The following is a 16,544-nucleotide window of genomic DNA, read 5'->3' as shown; positions in this document are numbered from 1 at the left end:
CGGTAGGCCGCTGTGCTCTTGCTTTTGATTTTGATCTGACTGCCCCAATAAGCCCGAGGCCGAACGTAGGTATTGCGGAGCGGGTAAACCGGCAGGACGCCGGTTTAGCCGCGCCGGGCCATGGATGGCCCGTCGCGGCGGCCCGCGGAGCAATGCCGGAGTGAGGGAACACCGAGCCTAGGCGAGGTGCCGACAGGCGGGGCAGAGCCCTTTGCTTACTTTGGGGCTTTTCCAAAGTGAGCCGCTGTAAGAGCGGAACCCTAAGTGGCCGTTACCTAAATAACGGATATGTACTCGGTCGGTCCCCCTTCCTCAGGCCACTTTTCCAGCCACCTGGCGCTCCCGCTCAGCCACCAACTGCCGAGTCAGCGGTATCAGCCGCTTCCCGTAATCGATCGCATCATTCAGAGGATCAAACCCACGAATCAAAAAGGTCGTAATACCCAGGTCGTAATAGTCGAGCAACGCCTCGGCCACCTGATCAGCCGTACCCACCAGCGACGTAGAGTTACCCTGAGCCCCCAGCAGCCCGGCAATCCCGGTCCACAACCGCTTATCCAACCGCGAACCCTGAGCCGCCGCCGCCAACAACCGACGCGAGCCCTCATTCGGCGGTTCACGCCTCACAAACCCACTCTTCTCAGCCAACGCCGTCGCCTGCTCCAGGATGCGATCCGCACGCTCCCACGCCAGTGCTTCAGTCTCCGCCAGAATCGGCCGCAACGACAAACTGAAGCGAACCGTACGCCCATGCTTCGCCGCTTCCGCCCGCACCTGGGTGACCACTTCCTTCACCTGCTCGTAGGTCTCACCCCACAGCGCATACACATCCGCATGTTTGCCCGCCACCGCAATGGCCGCCGCCGAAGACCCGCCAAAATACAACGGTATGTGCGGCTGCTGCGGCGACTTCACCGTCGAAAACGCACCCTCGTACCGGTAGTAAGTGCCGTGATGGTCGAAGGGCTTTTCGCTGGTCCATTCCTGCCGCACCACGCTCAAATATTCGTCGGTGCGCGCATAACGTTCGTCCTTGTCGATATGGCTGCCATCGGCCCGCAGTTCACGGTCGTCACCGCCGGTGATGATGTGCACGGCGGTGCGCCCGCCGTTGAACACATCCAGCGTCGCGAACTGGCGGGCGGCGAGGGTGGGTTGGACAAAGCCGGGCCGGTGGGCAATCAGGAACTGCAGCTTTTTCGTCACGCTGGCCGCGTGGGCGGCGATCAATGTGCTGTCCGGGCTGTTGGAGTGGAACGCTACGAGGGCGCGGTCGAAGCCGGCTTCCTCATGGGCGCGGGCCACGGTTTCCACGTAGTCGGGCTGCAAGGTCGGGCCGCTGCGAGGGTGGATCTCGGAGGCGTGGTGGCCGCCGATATAGCCGATAAATTCGATGCTCATGGTCAGTCCTTGTTGAGGGCAGGAATAAAGCTGCTATCGAAAATAGGGGCCGCACCCGGGCCTGTAAAATGCCGATTGGTTCTATCCTAATTATAAAAATATAGAATCATAGTTTTATGTGGTTATCAGTAATGTGCATTTTAATCGCATTAGGTTATTCCCAAATAGAATTTCACTGAGGTTTTTTATGCGAATAGCATGAAACCGCAGCGGCGCTCCTGGCCGTGTTCTTGATGAGGAAGGAAGCCCGATGACTGAAAAGTCCCTTAACGCCAGTTCGTTTTCCGTCGACAAGGCCGAGGATCAGGCCGGGGTCGCATCCCGCTTGATTCCACGCTGGTTGCGCAACTGGCGCACTCCCGATGTGTTGCTGCGGCTGGTGAGCCCGATTGTGTTGTTGCTGCTGTGGGAACTGGCCTCTGAGCTGGGCTTTATTCCGGTCCGGATCATCGCCGCGCCGTCGCAGATTGGCGGCACCTTGTGGGCGATGATTGTTTCCGGTGAGTTGGGCAAGCACCTGCTGGTGTCGCTGCAACGGGCGCTGCTGGGCTTGAGCATCGGCGTCAGTATCGGCGTGGTGGCTGCGCTGATCACCGGCCTGTCCAAGCGTGGTGAGGTGATCCTCGACTCACCGATGCAAATGCTGCGCACCATTCCTTCCCTGGCGCTGGTGCCGTTGTTCATCCTCTGGTTCGGCATCGGCGAGTTCACCAAGATCGCGCTGATCGTCACCGGCACCACGTTTCCGGTGTACCTCAACCTGTTCGCCGGCATCCGCAACATCGACCCCAAATTGATCGAGGCTGCCAACACCCTCGGCCTTAACCGCCGCGAGCTGATCTGGCATGTGATCCTGCCGGGCTCGCTGCCTTCGTTTTTTGTCGGCCTGCGCTATTCCCTGGGCATCTCCTGGCTGGCCCTGGTGTTCGTCGAGCAAATCAACACCACCGCCGGTATCGGCTACCTGGCCAGTGATGCGCGGGACTTCATGCGCACCGACGTGATCGTGATCTGCCTGTTGATCTACAGCGTGTTGGGTCTGCTGATCGATGGCCTGATCCGCACCCTGGAACGTTTTGCCCTGGCCTGGCGCCCATCGTTTGTGAGGAACTGACATGTCGATTCTCGAAGCTTCAGTAGCACCGGTGCAGTTGCGCAATGTGGTGCGCCAGTTCGGCCAGCAGCGGGTCATCGACGGCCTGGACCTGGATATCGCCCCTGGGGAGTTTGTCGCGTTGCTGGGGGCCAGCGGTTCCGGCAAGACCACCTTGCTGCGCAGCCTCGCGGGCCTGGACAGTATCGACAGCGGCCAGTTGCGGGTGCCCAAGGCCCGCGCCGCAGTCTTCCAGGAGCCGCGCCTGATGCCGTGGAAACGTGCCTGGAAAAACGTGATCCTCGGCCTGCGCGTTCCCGACGCCAAGGCTCGCGCTGTGCAGGCGTTGACGGAAGTCGGGTTGGCCCATCGGCTGGAGGCTTACCCGGCGACCCTGTCCGGCGGCGAGGCTCAGCGCGTGGCATTGGCCCGCGGCCTGGTGCGCGAGCCCAAGCTGCTTTTGCTCGACGAACCCTTCGCCGCGCTGGATGCGCTGACTCGCATCAAGATGCATCGCCTGATCATCGAACTCTGGCGCAAACACACGCCGGCCGTGTTGCTGGTGACCCACGACGTCGACGAAGCGATCCTGCTGGCCGACCGCGTGATCGTGTTGGCGAATGGCAAGATTGCCGAACAGCTGACCATCGACCTGCCCCGTGCACGGGATACCGGCCAGGACGGTTTCCAGGCGATTCGCGCCCGCTTGCTCAGCCTGCTGGGGGTGGAAGTGGACGCCCCGGCCACGCAGGCTGCTAATGCCAATGTACGGCGGTTCGCCCATGGTTGAGCTGAGGACGGTAGGGCTGTTGGTGGTGGCGCTTTTGCTGGGCGGCTGCGACAAAGCCGCTGAAGCCCCGAAGTCCGCCTCGGACCTGTCCGGCGTGACCTTGATCCTGGGTGACCAGGCCAAAGGCTTGCGCACCGTGGTGGAAGCCGCCCACACCCTGGATGGCATCGACTACAAGGTCCAGTGGGCCAACTTCCAGGGTGCCGCGCCGTTGTTCGAAGCCTTGCGCGCCGGCGCTGTGGACCTGGGCCCGGCCGGGGATACGCCGGTGCTGGCGGCCGCTACCGGAGGCACACCGTTGCGTATCGTCGCCGTACGCCGCAGCCAGGCGCGGAGCATCGCGATCCTGGTGCCGCCCGATTCACCGATCCACGGTGTGGCCGACCTGAAAGGACGCAATGTGGTGGTGTCGTCCGCCCGTGGCAGCATTTCCCAATACCTGCTGATCCGCGCCCTGGCGAATGCCGGCGTGGATGAAAAGGACGTCAACGTCGGCTTCGTCCTGCCCACCGATGCGCTGCCTGCGTTCAACGCCGGCAAGATCGAAGCCTGGGCCACCTTTGGGGTGTACCAGGCGTTCGCCGAACAGCAGGGCGCACGGGTGCTGATCAGCGGAGAGGGCATCAATACCGGCCTGACCTTTATTACCGCCTCCGATGAGGTGCTCACCGACCCACTCAAGCGCCAGGCGCTGCGTGATGTTTTGCAGCGGTTCGCCAAGGCTTTTGAGTGGGCGCAACAGAACCCCGAGGAATACGCGCGGGTGTTTGCCAAGGTCAACGATATCCCGCTGCCGGTTTCACAATTGCTGCGCGCATGGGGCGATGAGTCGCTGCTGCCGGTAGAGGAGCGGGATGTGCAGGCGTTGCAGCAGGTGGATGATCTGTTTGTGCAGAAGAAGATTTTTCCCCATCGGGTAGAGGTGCTGAAATTGATGGACCCCGAGGTGTTTTCGCCGCAAGCGTTGGCCGCTTCGCCCTGAAGTCGTTGTGTTTTGCCCGGGTCTGAGGTCTCATTGGGTCCGGGAAAACTGGCGTGTAAGGAACAGCACTTGATACGGGAAGAACTGGCGCAATATGGCGGGATCACCGTCATGATTCCGGCCGCAGTGGTAATCGCCGTCTGGCTCTGGTACTCCCGGCCCCAGGCGGTCAAGTGGTGGCTGATGACAATTGCCTGCACCTATTCCATCGTCGCGTTCAGCAAGCTGTTGTTCAAGGGTTGGGGCGTGTCGCTCCAACACCTTGATATTGCCGTGCTCAGCGGTCACGCCATGAATACGTCGTTGATGGTCCCTGTGGCGATAAGCCTGGTGGCGCGCCGCATCAACCCCGATTGGCGCTGGCCGGCGGCGGTCTGTGGGCTGTTGATCACCGCCTGGTTCAGCGCTTTTTGCGTCGCCCCCTATATTCACCCGCTCAACGAGGCGCTGGCCGGTGGCTTCTTGGGTGGGATGGCGGCGATCGCTTTTCTATGGCGACTGGAAGTGGTTGAGGTGCGGGTTTCCCCATCCTTGATCGGCGGGGGAATGGTGATTCTGTTGCTGAGTGCGATGGTGCCCAAGTACAACGCCGAGAAACTGCTCAACCATGTCGCCGTGGCGGTTTCAGGGGCCGATCAGGCCCATCAGGAGCCTTCCTGGCGGGCCTCTTCCATGCCGATGAACGCCGAGTAAGTGGCCAGGTCCAGGGCCAGGTTACTCTCCACCAGCAGCTCCAGCAGTACCGTCTGGCAATTGAAGCGCCGGGCATCGCCACGGCGCTGAGCGCGCTTCATTTGCTTGAACAGCGTATCGGTGATGTCCTGCGGCGAGTTGTCCCGCAAGCGATCCAGCCAGTGGGACAGCACCTGGGTGTTGCGCGCGTATTGCTCCGCCGGCAGCTGTTCGTTGGGCGCCAGGCCCACGAATCCTTCAAACGCGTTCGTCAGCCTTTTCAAGGCGTAGGCCCGTTTCAGATCCTCATAAATGCTCATGGCCGCTCCTCGGTGCAGGAGATATTGGCCAGTAACTCGGCGGTCTTTATTTGCATCAGGTGGCTGTCGCCGCGACTTTCCACGCACAGGCAAATGGACAGGGGATTGCTCACCTGCAACTTGAAGCGCCAGTCGGCAAAGACCATTGAAAGCCCGCTACAGGATTCATCGCTGTCCAGTGAGTTGCTGGCGTATAACACCTGCATGCGTTCTACAACAGTGGTTGAACTATTAACCTTGACGTGGATGTTCCCCGAAGAAGGAAACAGGCCGATACGCTCTACCAATAGCTTTGAACTTTTCATGGCCGTCCCTCGCTGTTTATTCACGTATTACTTTATTCTGAAGATGCGAAAAAGTAAGGGGATGTTATTTTTAGTCTGCTAATAAGCGGGATGTTATTTTTGGTCGGCTTAAGGCAATTATCAGCAAGTTGTCCGGACTCGGCTGATTTCTGCCAAAGGCACGTTGATGCGCTGTTCCCGTTGCAGGAAGTTCATCAGCAATATCACACGTTCTTCTCCGTCCATGGCCAGGAAGACGGCCTCAAGTTCGGCAAACGGCCCCTCATTGATGCGCACGCTTTCGCCCGGCTGCAACAGGGTTGCCACAACGCCCTGGTGGTCTCGCTCCTGTAGCTCATCCACCAGCGCGTCGCTGATGGGCAGCGGATGTGCGCCGAATGCCACGACCCGCGACACCCCGCGAGTCGAGCGCAGGGAGCTCCAGCTGTCCTGCAGGCTCATTTGAATAAACAGATAACCGGGAAACAGCGATTCCCGCGTGGTCCTGCGCTGGCCCTTCAACAGCCGTTCGCGTTTATAGGTAGACCGAAAACAGGTATAGCCCTGGCGCTGAAGATGTTCCTCGGCGCGCTCGTCCTGCCGGGATTTGCACTGGACCAGGTACCAGGCTTTATTGGCATTTGCGCTCATGAAACTTCCTCTGTCTATATATAGCGAAACTCGGTGGTCAGGTAATTTAAAGCCGGTGGAGGCTGCAAAGTCATGAATGTTATAAATCGTCGGGTTGGTGCGGGTGTTGTTATTTTTCGTCCGGAGATAGTTTTGGGTGAAGTGGGGGTTCCATGGTAATAAATACTGCCGTGAAGTTATGAAGTTGATGTTAGCGCTTCATGGGGTAATGGATGGCCCGGGGAATAGTGCTTTGTTTAAAAGAGTGTTGATTGTCTGTATTGGCAATATTTGTCGTAGTCCCACCGCAGAAAGCCTTTTGCGTGGCGCACTCAGTCGCTGCGATATCAAGGTCAGCTCTGCCGGCATTGCCGCACTGGTCGGCAAACCGATTGAAAGCACCGCGCGTGCGTTACTTGAGGCCCATGGTCATCCGGCCGTTGAGCACCAGGCCATCCAGCTGGAGCCACAGGCGATCAGTGAAGCCGACCTGATCCTGGTGATGGAGCGACAGCACATCAGCGCCGTACTCAGCATGGCGCCCGAGGCACGGGGCAAGGTCTTGCTGCTGGGTAAATGGCAAAACGAGCGAGAGATCAGCGACCCCTACCGGCAAGGGAAAGCTGCTTTTGTGCACGCTTATGCGTTGATCGAAGAAGCCGTAAACGCATGGGCGCAGCGTCTCGCACGCTGATCGCCATGACTTTTTGAATCGAAATAAAGGCTAAGAATCCGACTTATGCAGCAAGCGCCAGCAGTCACCGTACGGGAAGACGATAACGAGGAGATTGATCTCCTCGGTCTGTTTGGAACATTGATCGACCACAAATGGTTGATCGCCGCGGTTACCGGCGCCTTTATGCTCACAGGCGCCGCGTATGCGGTGTTGGCGACCCCGGTCTATCAGGCGAATGCCCTGTTGCAGGTCGAAGCGAAAAAGAACGACTTGCTGGGCTTTTCGGACATCGGCGGCATGCTCGGCAAAGAGTCGCCTTCGGCCACCGAGATCGAGTTGATCCAGTCGCGGTATGTGATTGGCAAAACCGTCGACAACCTGAAACTCGATATCGTCGTACAGCCCATGTACTTCCCGGTGGTCGGTGAGTTCCTCGCACGCCGCTTCCAGAAGACTAACCCCGGTGCAATCGCCGAGCCCTTGCTGGGGCTGGACAGCTTCGCCTGGGGCGGCGAGTCGCTGAAGATCTTCAAGCTGGACCTGCCCGACGGGCAGCTGGGCAAGAAGCTGACCCTGACCGTGGGTGAAAACGCGCATTTCACCTTGGTGGATGAAGATGACCAAGTGCTGGCGGCCGGCGAAGCTGGGCAACTGATCGAGCAAAATGGCGTCGCCTTCCAGATTGAGGAACTGCGCGCCAAACCCGGCACGCGTTTCCGGGTGATCCGCAATGCGCGCCTGACCAGCATCCTCGACTACCAGGAAAATCTGGACGTGGTCGAGCGTGGGAAAGAGTCGGGCATGATCGGCCTGGCGCTGGAAAGCACCGACCCGGACCAGGCGATCAAAATCCTTAATCAGATCGCGGCCATTTACGTGCGGCAAAACGTGGAGCGCACCTCGGCTGAGGCGGCGCAAAGCCTGGCGTTCCTCAAGGAGCAACTGCCAGAGGTCAAGAAGGACCTGGAAAAAGCCGGGAAGGCCTTGAATGAATACCAGACCCGCAGCAAGTCGGTGGACATCACCCTGGAAACCAAGGCGATTCTCGACCAGATCGTGGGGCTCGACACCAGCATCTCCGAGCTGAAGTTGCAGCAGGCCGAGATGGACCGCAAGTTCACCCGCCAACATCCCGCGTATCGCGCGTTGCTGACCCAGATCGGCGAGTTGACCAGCAAGCAGCAAAGCCTGGCGAGCCGGGTAGAAGGCCTGCCCTCGACCCAGCAGGAGCTGTTGAGCCTGACCCGGGATGTCGAGGTCGGCACGGCCATCTATACCCAACTGCTGAACAAGTCCCAGGAACTGGATGTGATGCGCGCGGGGACCGTGGGCAACGTGCGCCTGATCGACACCGCAGACGTCAATTACTTCAAGCCGATCAAACCGAAAAAGATCCTGATCGTGCTGATCGCGACGCTCTTGGGCGGCTTCCTGGCGGTGGCGCTGGTGCTGTTGCGCAAGGCGCTGAATCGCGGCCTGGAAAGCCCGGAAGCCATCGAGCAGCTTGGGTTGCCAGTGTATGCGTCGATTCCATACAGCCCGTTGCAAAAGGTTGAAGAAGACAAAATCACCCGCGGCCGTGGACGTACCGATGCCGGCTCTTCATTGCTGGCCATCAGTCACCCCACGGACCTGGCGGTGGAGGCCTTGCGCAGTTTGCGCACCAGCCTGCACTTCGCGATGCTCGAGGCACCCAATAACCGCATCATGATCTCCGGGCCCAGCCCCGAGGTGGGCAAGACCTTCGTTTCGGTCAACCTGGCGGCGGTCATTGCGCAAACCGGGCAGCGCGTCTTGTTGATTGATGTGGATATGCGCCGCGGCTACCTGCACAAGGTGCTGGGTGTGCGGGCCAAGGATGGGCTTTCCGACGTCCTCTCCAACCAATGCACCCTTGAAACCGCGATCCACAAAACCGGCATTGAAAACCTCGACATCATCAGCCGCGGGCAGATACCGCCCAATCCTTCCGAGCTGCTGATGCATCGCAACCTGACCGAATTGTTGTCGCAAGTCAGCGAACGCTATGACCTGGTGATTCTGGATACGCCGCCGCTATTGGCCGTGACCGACGCGGCGATTGTGGGAAGGCAGTCGGGGACCAACCTGATCGTCACGCGCTATGGCCTGAACCCGGCCAAAGAGATCGAACACACCATTCGCCGGTTTGCCCAGAACGGCATCGTGCTCAGGGGCGCGATTTTCAACGGGGTTGAAAAGAAAGCCTCGGCCAAATATGGCTACGGCAACTACGGGTATTACCAGTACGAGTACCAGGCTGATCGGAGCTGATTCACCACGGTAATTGCAGGATAGCGGTCACGTTCTCAGGAAATGAACGAAAAATCCTGGGGCGGTAGCGTGCCAAATTCAAATCAGCATAAAGAATACCCAGCCATGTTTTACCTGTTATCCCTTATCGCGCTGTCAGCGGGTTTGCTCACGGCGAAAAATCCAAAATACTCAATTGTAGTGTTTGGGATAATGCTGGCTGTTATTCCCACGGGTAACTCCTACAGCGAAATAATCTCGCTCAAAGGCATCTACTTCTTTGACTTTTACATCGTCGGTGGGCTGGGTGCGCTGCTGGTCAGGCAGGTGGTTTCTCAGAAGAATCAACTGACAGTTCCAGGTGGCCTGCTGTTTGGCTGTGGACTGTATGTGGTGTTACTGGCGTGCGGTCTGCTGGAGTCTTCGAACAAGTATCTGTTGAAGGATGTCCGGCCTTTCATAATGATCCTGTCATTTATCGTGCTCTCGAACATCGCGACCCTTGCCGCGAAAACCCTGAAGCTGCAAACGGTGCTGATGCTATTGATCGCGATGACGGCATTTAATGTGTTGGATATCGCGTGGTTGCGGTTGGGCTTGTACAAATTTCAAGACGTTTACTATGAAGAAAACGCCTACCGGTATCTGGATGGCGGTACGTATGCCGCCGTGGCCTATCTGATTTATTACTTCATCGACCCACGGCTGTTTGAACAGCGAAAGAAGCTCGCAAGAATTTGTCTGGCCACCTCATTCATCTGCCTATTTATCGCCAATTCGCGCTTCATCTTTGTGTCGGTGTTTGCGGCGATCATCATTCACCAATATACAAAGCCGGCCCGCATGATCGGGGTCGCCCTGGCCGGGGCGGTTGTGCTGATGGCGTTTATCGGCGTCAGCAACATGATCGGCGCTGACCGAATCAATGACGGTTTGTCGTCCGAGGGCATGGCCGCTCAACTGGGCACTCGTTTCAGCCCCGCGCTGGAACTGATCCGGGGCATGAACCCGCTGCATTACTTTGTCGGATTGGGCGCGGGAACGCCGTTCGAAATTCCCTGGTTTGAATACCGTGGCCTCGATGACAAGAACTCGAATATCGACAGTGCCTACTTAACGTACTTCGTTAAGTACGGGCTGATCGGCTTGTACCTGTTGTACGTGTTCATTACCTCGATTACCCAGCACATGCATAGCCGGGTGGCGGTCTCGATCGCTGTGTTTTTGGGCGTGATGTTCGTTGTGTCGGCCACGCCTTATCAGCCGTACGCCATCGGGATCGCTTATGGCGCCATCGTTCTGCGCGTCTGTGCTGAGCACACGGCCAGGCAACGCAAGAAGCTGCTTAAGCCGGACCTGCCGCTGATAACCATGCCCTTACAGGTGAAAGCCGGATGAACAGCACAGTGTTGAAAAAATTCGTCTCCAGTACGGCCTGGAGTTTCATCTCTGCCGTCGCCACCAAAGTCTCGGTGGTGATCACCGGTATCCTGGTGGCCCGGGTATTGGGCGCCCAATCCTTTGGTGAGTACGGGTTGATCCAAAGCGCGATTGTGATGCTTGCCAACGTCGCCGCCCAAGCCACCACCACGGCAACGGCCAAGCATATCGGGCAGTTCAAGGAGAGCAGCCCCGAGAAAACCGGCCGGGGTATCGCCCTGACGCTGACATTTTCGGTGTTTTTCAGCGGGATGATCATCGGGACAGCGCTGTTTTTCCCGCACTTCTTCTCCAGCGTTATTTTGGGCGCAGACAGCCTGAGTGCGGCGTCGCTGATTGTATTGAGCACCATCACGTTAATTATTCTGTCGGGGTGGACCCAAGGCTGCCTGACCGGTTGGGGGCAATACCGGTTGATTGCGACGATCAACGGAATCATCGCGCTGGTCGCGATCCCGGCGACGTACTTCCTCACGGTCAAGTTCAGACTCAACGGCGCGCTGCTGGGGTTGGCCGGTTCCCAATTGCTGATCGTGTTTTTCAGCGCACTGGCTTGCTGGAAAATACTCAAGGCTCGGAACACCACGCTGAGCTTCACAGGTGCAATGACTGAAAAGCATGCCGTGCTGTCGGTGGGCCTGCCGGTATTACTGACGGGGTTGATGGTCGCCCCGATGAACTGGTTCGCGAACAAGTTATTGGCGGAAACCACCAACGGCCTTGCCGCGTTGGGCATGTACGCCGCTGCCATGCAATGGAACGCGATCTTTTCACATGTTTCGGTGGTGTTGGGCTCTGTACTGGTACCGATGCTGGCTGCAGCGCTGGGTGGTAAAAACCGCAAACTGGACGCCCTGAACTTTCTCTCGGGCTGGTTAGTAGTACTGGTGGTCATACAGCCGGTGATCATGTTTCCTGAGTTGCTGGCCAAACTCTACGGGAGCAGTTTCCTCGGGCGGGATTTTGAAGTGACGTTGGTGCTGGTAATCCTCGGATCTTTGCTCAGTGCATTCAAGTCCGGCATCTCAAGAAAGATGATCGTGATGAACCTGGCCTGGTTCAGCGTCATGAGCAATATTCTATGGGGCCTGCTGTTTATCGCCGGCGCGTTATGGCTCAGGGAGGAGGGCGCAATCGGGATTGCCAAGGCCTTTATTGGTTCGCAGTTCATCCACTTTCTGTTAGGGCTGCCTTATTTTGTTTATAAGAAAATACTGCCTTTGGAACTGCTTATATCTCCCAGGATTTTGATCCTCTGGACATTGCCTTTTATCAGTTTCATATCCAGCGCCTACGTTGAAAGTGTGCTGTATCGATTGATGATTATGGCGACGATATTTATCTACATTCTCGCAACAACATTTGCTTTGAATGCCGTGTTTAATGACCCCGTGGAAAATGGAAGCCCAGCATGAATGTCAGTAAAGTTTATATCCGGGGTGCATACGGTCCCGGTAACTTGGGTGATGACGTATTAATGCTATGCGTGATCAATATTCTGAAAAAACGCTTTAAAGAGTCGGATATTGCGGTGGGTGTCGATCATCCGCAGATCGCCAGGAACTTTAATCCGCGCATCAAGTGGTTGCATATCAAGGAACCGGTCAAGGCTGACCTGGTGGTGTTGGGCGGTGGCGGCCAGTTCTTCTCGTTCATCCCGCCGGCCAAGGAAGTCACCGCTCCTACCGGTCGATTGGCGAAGGCCTATAAGAGCATCAAGGCTCAAACCGATCTGAAGTCCACGCTGTTACGCCTGTATGTCGGGCTGCGTGGCGGTGTCGACAAGATCTATTTCCACCGGCGTCTGGCGGCGTTCTGTATCGGGCTGGGCCCGTTTGATGGCGGCGGCAAGTTGCTGACCCGCGCCGTCAGCGTGATCAATCGCTGTGACTACATTTCCGTGCGGGACGGCACCAGCCAGCAGCATTGCAATACCTTTGGAAAGAAAGACGTGGAGGTATACACCGACCCCAGCCTGCTTTCCGATCTGTGGATCTCCAGCAAAGACCTGGAAATCGGCAGCCTCAAGAAGGGCAAATACCTGTCCTTTATCCTGCGCGACTGGCCCCACGATGCAAACGGGCAACAGTTCATCAAGGCGATGGTCCAGGCCGCTGATGAGTTGGCCAAACGTGGCGAGCAGGTGCGCCTGGTCTCGCTCTACAAAGAGCGTGACCAGCACCTGATCGACAAGTACGACACCTTCGAGTGGTTGTGCTGGGACGCCGCCGGCGATACGCCTGAAACCTTCATGGCGAAGCTGATTGTTGAGTCCGACGTGATCATCAGCGCACGGGCCCACGGCGTACTCCTGCCGGCTTCCCTGGGTTTCCCGACCATCGCCGTTGAAATCGAAAACAAGCTGAAAAAAGTCCATGAAATGCTGCCGCACGGCACGAAGCTGGTCAGCGTCCCGGACCCCGACGTGATCATCACGACCATCAGCGAATTCCGCCAATCGAAAGCGCAAATGGCCGAGCACCTCAAGCAAGAAATCGCCCAGCGATCTTCCCTTGCGCAAAGAGCCGTCGACGACTTTTTGAAATGGGTCGATGAAAAATAAAGTGGAGGGGCAACCGACGTGAAAAAGACAGCCTCGACGCTACTCACTTTGGCGTTTTCTCTGCAGGTGGCCGCGAGCGGCGCATCAGAGGTCAGCGACCGCTGCGAGCAACGCATCAAGAACATCTATCCGTCACTTCCGGATGTGTCGCAGGTGCTCGACGGTGCTCAGGCGCAAAACAGCATCAAGGGCCGCGCCAATTTAACCAACAAAACCTACAGCCAGAAAATCAAGGACATCGCCGTTCATTTTCCCGCCGGCTCGTACGACCCGGGCTCGATGGTTCGGCTCGGATTGCCCTACGGCGGAATCGAATTCAAATCCCCGCTCCCGCAACCGGGCAGGGAGTGCCTGGTGCTGACGTACGAGTTGAAGTTCGACCAGAATTTCAATTTTGTAAAAGGCGGCAAGCTCCCTGGCCTCTACGGCGGCACCGGCAATACCGGCGGGAAAATACCCAACGGGCATGACGGCTTTTCCACGCGTTATATCTGGAAAGAGAAGGGCGCCGGTGCGATCTATGCCTATTTGCCCACCAGTAAAACCTGGGGCACGGCAGTCGGCCTGGGTTCCTGGATTTTTACGGTCGGGCAGTGGCACAGGTTGGAGCAACTGGTGAAGTTGAATACACCGGGGCAGGCCGATGGCGTGATTTCCATCTGGTATGACAAAAAGCTGGTGCATTCCGAAACCGGGCTGACGTTTAGAGATACCCCGGACATCAGCATCGATGGCCTGCTGTTTTCTACGTTCTTTGGTGGGAATAACCCGTCGTTTGCCACGCCGGTCAGCACCAATATCCGCTTCAGGAATTTTGTGATGAGTTCCCAGCGCGTGACTGATGCATCAGGGCAGGGTGACTAAGTGAAAAACCTGAAACTGAATATCAAGAAGGCCGCTGTTGCGCTGTTTAATTCGCTGCTCAGCCTGGCGTTGTTTTTCAACCTGAGGCGTTCACTGCTCAGGCTGACCGGATGCCAGGTGGGCGCGAAAACCACGGTTCACCGCAAGGTGGTTTTTTTTACCTTCGGCAACTTCTCCATCGGGAAAAACTGCACGGTCAATTACGACTGCTACCTGGACAACCGGGCCGGTATCCAGATTGGGGATAACGTCAATATTTCCCACAACGCCCGGATTTATACCCTGGGTCACGATATTGATGACCCGATGAGTTGTCTGGTGGGCAAACCCGTAGTGATCGAAGACAACGCCTGGATCTTTCCCAATGTGATGGTGATGCCAGGCGTCACCATCGGAAAAGGCGCCGTGGTTTATCCAGGCAGTGTGGTCACGCGCAACGTTGAAGCGTACTCAATTGTGGGCGGCAACCCGGCCAAACATCTTCGCTTCAGGAATAAAAATATTCTGTACAGCGCCGACTTTCCGATTTGGTTTGCCGTGTAAGCACCTCACTGGCTCCACTTTTATTTATGCAGGATTCTGACGTGAAATCATTAATGATCGCATGGATTGGCTATCAACGACGCGCCGATACCATGAAGCAATATTGGGCCTATGACATTCTGCACTTGCCCAACCAGTTCAAGAAGAAATCGGCGCGTCCACTGGACTACTTGATCAAGTCGTTTAAAACCATCAAGACGCTATTGGCCGGTTCGCCGGAAGTGCTGTGGGTGCAGTTGCCGCCGAGCCCGGTATTGCATATAGCACTGGCCTACAAGTTTATATTTAACCGGCGCTTGAAGATTATCGCGGATGCCCACAACAGCTTGTTGCGCAAACAGTGGATAGGTTTTCCGGGCACTGTATCCCTGTTGAATAGAATCGACGCAGTGGTCGTGCATAACTTTAAAGTCAAAGAGGAACTGGCAGGCCTTGGCGTCAAGGAAACCAATATCTTTATCCTGGAAGACTTGCCGTGTGACTTTCCGGCGGCGCCCGCCACTGAGCGCGAGAGGCCCTATGTGCTGTTTCCGTGCTCCTTTGATATCGATGAGCCCATAGAGGTCGTGATCAACGCCGCCCGGGAAATGCCGGATGTCGACTTCCTGATCACCGGCAAGTACCAGGGCAAGCTGTCTGAAGAACTCGTGGCGTCACTTCCCGCGAACATCAAACTGACCGGTTTCCTCAGCAAAGCAACGTTCGAACAGCTGCTGTGCAACGCGAATGTGGTGCTCGGCCTGACCACCCGCGACAACGTGCAGTTGAGCGTGGCCAACGAAGCGGTCAGCGCCGGCCGGCCGATGGCGCTCTCGAATACCACGGTACTGCGCTCGCTGTTTTCCGAAGCCGCAGTGTTCGTAGACACCATGAATCCGCTGTCGATAAAGGCCGGCGTCGCGCAGCTCATCGCCAATCAAGAAATCTATAAAGAGAAATCAGCCTTGCTCAAAGCCAAGCGAATAGCCCGCTGGAAAGGCCAGGCACAACAGTTAAGAACTGCCGCCACTATTTAATGATGTCTATTACACCTGACAGGAAGGGAACCGTCATGAGTCAATCAAGTGATGTTTTATTGATTTGTTCTGGAGGTGGGCACTGGGTGCAAATGAGCAAGTTGCTGCCGGCCTTCGACGGTCAGAAAGTTACCATTGCCACCGTGGATATCAGCATTGGCTCGCAGTATCCCGCCCACGCCTTTGCGCAAGTCCCGGACTTTAATCGCAGTGAGCCGATGAAGATCATCAAGGGCTTTTGCCAGATCTTTGCGATCGTCTACCGCAGCAAGGCCAGGTACGTGATCTCCACCGGCGCCGCGCCGGGGTTGCTGGGATTGGTCGCGGGAAAACTCATGGGGAAAAAGACCCTGTGGATCGACAGTATCGCCAACCCCAAGAAACTTTCGTTGTCCGGCCGCATTGCTGTTTATTTTGTCGATGAGTTGCTGACCCAGTGGCCCACGCTTTCGCAAAACAGCCGGGCCCAATATAAAGGGAGGATTGTGTAAATGATATTTTGCAGCGTTGGCACTCAAGCACCCTTTGAACGGATGCTCGGCTACTTGCATGAGTGGAGTCATGCAAACCCTGAGGTCCCGATTGTCGCCCAAGTGGGCAATCAGGAAAATGACCTGGGCCGCATTACGGCGCACAAGACCATTGCCGAGCCGCTGTTTTCCAAGAACTTTAATGCGTCAAAAGTGATTGTTTCCCATGCGGGCATGGGCAATATCATTCGCTCCCTTGAACTGGGAAAACCCATTGTTATCGTCCCGCGAGACAGCCGACGGGGTGAACACATCAATAATCACCAGTACGACACCGCCGAGAACTTTTCAGATATTCCGTCGGTGTTTATCGCCCACGATAAAGACGGCTTCTTTTCGGCGATTGATTCGGCACTTAACTACAGCAGCTCGGAAAGTTTATTGGACTTTACCGAAAGAGACCGTTTGATCAGTTATGTAAAGTCATTCACGTCTTAAGTTTCGGTCGATTGTCGACACGCTTCCATTA

The 16,544-nt window shown here is 56.8% G+C and carries 18 protein-coding genes; 14 read left to right on the top strand and 4 right to left on the bottom strand.

Going from position 1 to position 16,544, the window contains the following annotated elements:
* Positions 1-312: 312 nt before the first annotated feature.
* Entirely contained in the window at positions 313-1,401 is a 1,089-nt protein-coding gene (locus tag K0H47_RS03865) for an LLM class flavin-dependent oxidoreductase (RefSeq protein ID WP_063031002.1), read from the bottom strand.
* A gap of 250 nt (positions 1,402-1,651) precedes the next feature.
* Here K0H47_RS03865 and K0H47_RS03860 point away from each other — a divergent pair, with 250 nt between their 5' ends.
* From K0H47_RS03860 to K0H47_RS03845, 4 genes are all read left to right on the top strand, one after another.
* Entirely contained in the window at positions 1,652-2,515 is an 864-nt protein-coding gene (locus K0H47_RS03860) for an ABC transporter permease (protein ID WP_063031000.1), read from the top strand.
* A gap of 1 nt (position 2,516) precedes the next feature.
* Positions 2,517-3,284, top strand: coding sequence for an ABC transporter ATP-binding protein (locus tag K0H47_RS03855; RefSeq protein ID WP_063030998.1), 768 nt, complete (start codon positions 2,517-2,519; stop codon positions 3,282-3,284).
* A complete protein-coding gene (locus tag K0H47_RS03850; RefSeq protein WP_219272021.1) occupies positions 3,277-4,266 on the top strand; it encodes an ABC transporter substrate-binding protein in 990 nt (329 codons plus the stop codon). The genes K0H47_RS03855 and K0H47_RS03850 overlap by 8 nt, the downstream gene beginning before the upstream one ends.
* A gap of 69 nt (positions 4,267-4,335) precedes the next feature.
* On the top strand, positions 4,336-4,959 hold the full coding sequence (locus K0H47_RS03845) for a hypothetical protein (RefSeq protein WP_017475049.1): 624 nt from the start codon (positions 4,336-4,338) through the stop codon (positions 4,957-4,959).
* On the opposite strand, the gene K0H47_RS03840 is transcribed toward K0H47_RS03845, so the two are convergent.
* The 3 genes from K0H47_RS03840 to rfaH all read right to left on the bottom strand — a co-directional run bounded on the left by K0H47_RS03840 (position 4,911) and on the right by rfaH (position 6,193).
* A complete protein-coding gene (locus K0H47_RS03840) occupies positions 4,911-5,258 on the bottom strand; it encodes a hypothetical protein (protein ID WP_063030996.1) in 348 nt (115 codons plus the stop codon). The two genes, K0H47_RS03845 and K0H47_RS03840, sit on opposite strands and share 49 nt — an antisense overlap.
* Entirely contained in the window at positions 5,255-5,563 is a 309-nt protein-coding gene (locus K0H47_RS03835; protein ID WP_226476182.1) for a phosphomannomutase, read from the bottom strand. Before K0H47_RS03835 ends, K0H47_RS03840 begins: the two co-directional genes overlap by 4 nt.
* 120 nt (positions 5,564-5,683) lie before the next feature.
* The gene (rfaH, locus tag K0H47_RS03830; RefSeq protein WP_063030994.1) at positions 5,684-6,193 is read right to left on the bottom strand and encodes a transcription/translation regulatory transformer protein RfaH; all 510 of its coding nucleotides are present in this window, start codon (positions 6,191-6,193) and stop codon (positions 5,684-5,686) included.
* 232 nt (positions 6,194-6,425) lie between these two features.
* Here rfaH and K0H47_RS03825 point away from each other — a divergent pair, with 232 nt between their 5' ends.
* From K0H47_RS03825 to K0H47_RS03780, 10 genes are all read left to right on the top strand, one after another.
* Entirely contained in the window at positions 6,426-6,866 is a 441-nt protein-coding gene (locus K0H47_RS03825) for a low molecular weight protein-tyrosine-phosphatase (RefSeq protein WP_218263770.1), read from the top strand.
* A 45-nt stretch (positions 6,867-6,911) separates the two neighbouring features.
* A complete protein-coding gene (locus K0H47_RS03820) occupies positions 6,912-9,140 on the top strand; it encodes a polysaccharide biosynthesis tyrosine autokinase (RefSeq protein WP_219272020.1) in 2,229 nt (742 codons plus the stop codon).
* A gap of 105 nt (positions 9,141-9,245) precedes the next feature.
* Positions 9,246-10,517, top strand: coding sequence for a DUF6369 family protein (locus K0H47_RS03815; protein ID WP_219272018.1), 1,272 nt, complete (start codon positions 9,246-9,248; stop codon positions 10,515-10,517).
* Positions 10,514-11,974 (top strand): oligosaccharide flippase family protein, encoded by a 1,461-nt coding sequence (locus K0H47_RS03810; protein WP_219272017.1) that lies wholly within the window; start codon positions 10,514-10,516, stop codon positions 11,972-11,974. The genes K0H47_RS03815 and K0H47_RS03810 overlap by 4 nt, the downstream gene beginning before the upstream one ends.
* Complete coding sequence (locus tag K0H47_RS03805) at positions 11,971-13,122, top strand: polysaccharide pyruvyl transferase family protein (protein ID WP_219272016.1); 1,152 nt, start codon at positions 11,971-11,973, stop codon at positions 13,120-13,122. The genes K0H47_RS03810 and K0H47_RS03805 overlap by 4 nt, the downstream gene beginning before the upstream one ends.
* 18 nt (positions 13,123-13,140) lie before the next feature.
* The gene (locus tag K0H47_RS03800) at positions 13,141-13,986 is read left to right on the top strand and encodes a polysaccharide lyase (RefSeq protein ID WP_342215281.1); all 846 of its coding nucleotides are present in this window, start codon (positions 13,141-13,143) and stop codon (positions 13,984-13,986) included.
* On the top strand, positions 13,987-14,529 hold the full coding sequence (locus K0H47_RS03795) for a DapH/DapD/GlmU-related protein (RefSeq protein ID WP_219272014.1): 543 nt from the start codon (positions 13,987-13,989) through the stop codon (positions 14,527-14,529).
* Positions 14,530-14,582: 53 nt separating this feature from the next.
* A complete protein-coding gene (locus K0H47_RS03790) occupies positions 14,583-15,545 on the top strand; it encodes a glycosyltransferase family 1 protein (RefSeq protein ID WP_219272027.1) in 963 nt (320 codons plus the stop codon).
* Positions 15,546-15,637: 92 nt separating this feature from the next.
* Positions 15,638-16,036 (top strand): polysaccharide biosynthesis protein, encoded by a 399-nt coding sequence (locus tag K0H47_RS03785; protein ID WP_017475061.1) that lies wholly within the window; start codon positions 15,638-15,640, stop codon positions 16,034-16,036.
* Positions 16,037-16,513: a glycosyltransferase gene (locus tag K0H47_RS03780; protein WP_093197929.1), complete on the top strand. Its 477-nt coding sequence runs from the start codon at positions 16,037-16,039 to the stop codon at positions 16,511-16,513. It begins immediately after the preceding gene.
* Positions 16,514-16,544: the final 31 nt, after the last annotated feature.

Origin of the sequence: Pseudomonas sp. Xaverov 83 (assembly GCF_019352905.1) — a bacterium.
GTDB classification, from domain to species: Bacteria; Pseudomonadota; Gammaproteobacteria; order Pseudomonadales; family Pseudomonadaceae; genus Aquipseudomonas; species Aquipseudomonas yamanorum.
Note: the sequence above shows the minus strand (reverse complement) of the source record. Positions and strands in the feature narration are given on the sequence as shown.

What these genes read in the sequence shown, in the direction of transcription:
- K0H47_RS03865 (WP_063031002.1), bottom strand. Translation starts at nt 1,401, where the DNA reads ATGAGCATCGAATTTATCGGCTATATCGGCGGCCACCACGCCTCCGAG.
- K0H47_RS03860 (WP_063031000.1), top strand. Translation starts at nt 1,652, where the DNA reads ATGACTGAAAAGTCCCTTAACGCCAGTTCGTTTTCCGTCGACAAGGCC.
- K0H47_RS03855 (WP_063030998.1), top strand. Translation starts at nt 2,517, where the DNA reads ATGTCGATTCTCGAAGCTTCAGTAGCACCGGTGCAGTTGCGCAATGTG.
- K0H47_RS03850 (WP_219272021.1), top strand. Translation starts at nt 3,277, where the DNA reads ATGGTTGAGCTGAGGACGGTAGGGCTGTTGGTGGTGGCGCTTTTGCTG.
- K0H47_RS03840 (WP_063030996.1), bottom strand. Translation starts at nt 5,258, where the DNA reads ATGAGCATTTATGAGGATCTGAAACGGGCCTACGCCTTGAAAAGGCTG.
- K0H47_RS03835 (WP_226476182.1), bottom strand. Translation starts at nt 5,563, where the DNA reads ATGAAAAGTTCAAAGCTATTGGTAGAGCGTATCGGCCTGTTTCCTTCT.
- rfaH (WP_063030994.1), bottom strand. Translation starts at nt 6,193, where the DNA reads ATGAGCGCAAATGCCAATAAAGCCTGGTACCTGGTCCAGTGCAAATCC.
- K0H47_RS03820 (WP_219272020.1), top strand. Translation starts at nt 6,912, where the DNA reads ATGCAGCAAGCGCCAGCAGTCACCGTACGGGAAGACGATAACGAGGAG.
- K0H47_RS03815 (WP_219272018.1), top strand. Translation starts at nt 9,246, where the DNA reads ATGTTTTACCTGTTATCCCTTATCGCGCTGTCAGCGGGTTTGCTCACG.
- K0H47_RS03810 (WP_219272017.1), top strand. Translation starts at nt 10,514, where the DNA reads ATGAACAGCACAGTGTTGAAAAAATTCGTCTCCAGTACGGCCTGGAGT.
- K0H47_RS03805 (WP_219272016.1), top strand. Translation starts at nt 11,971, where the DNA reads ATGAATGTCAGTAAAGTTTATATCCGGGGTGCATACGGTCCCGGTAAC.
- K0H47_RS03790 (WP_219272027.1), top strand. Translation starts at nt 14,583, where the DNA reads ATGATCGCATGGATTGGCTATCAACGACGCGCCGATACCATGAAGCAA.
- K0H47_RS03785 (WP_017475061.1), top strand. Translation starts at nt 15,638, where the DNA reads ATGAGCAAGTTGCTGCCGGCCTTCGACGGTCAGAAAGTTACCATTGCC.
- K0H47_RS03780 (WP_093197929.1), top strand. Translation starts at nt 16,037, where the DNA reads ATGATATTTTGCAGCGTTGGCACTCAAGCACCCTTTGAACGGATGCTC.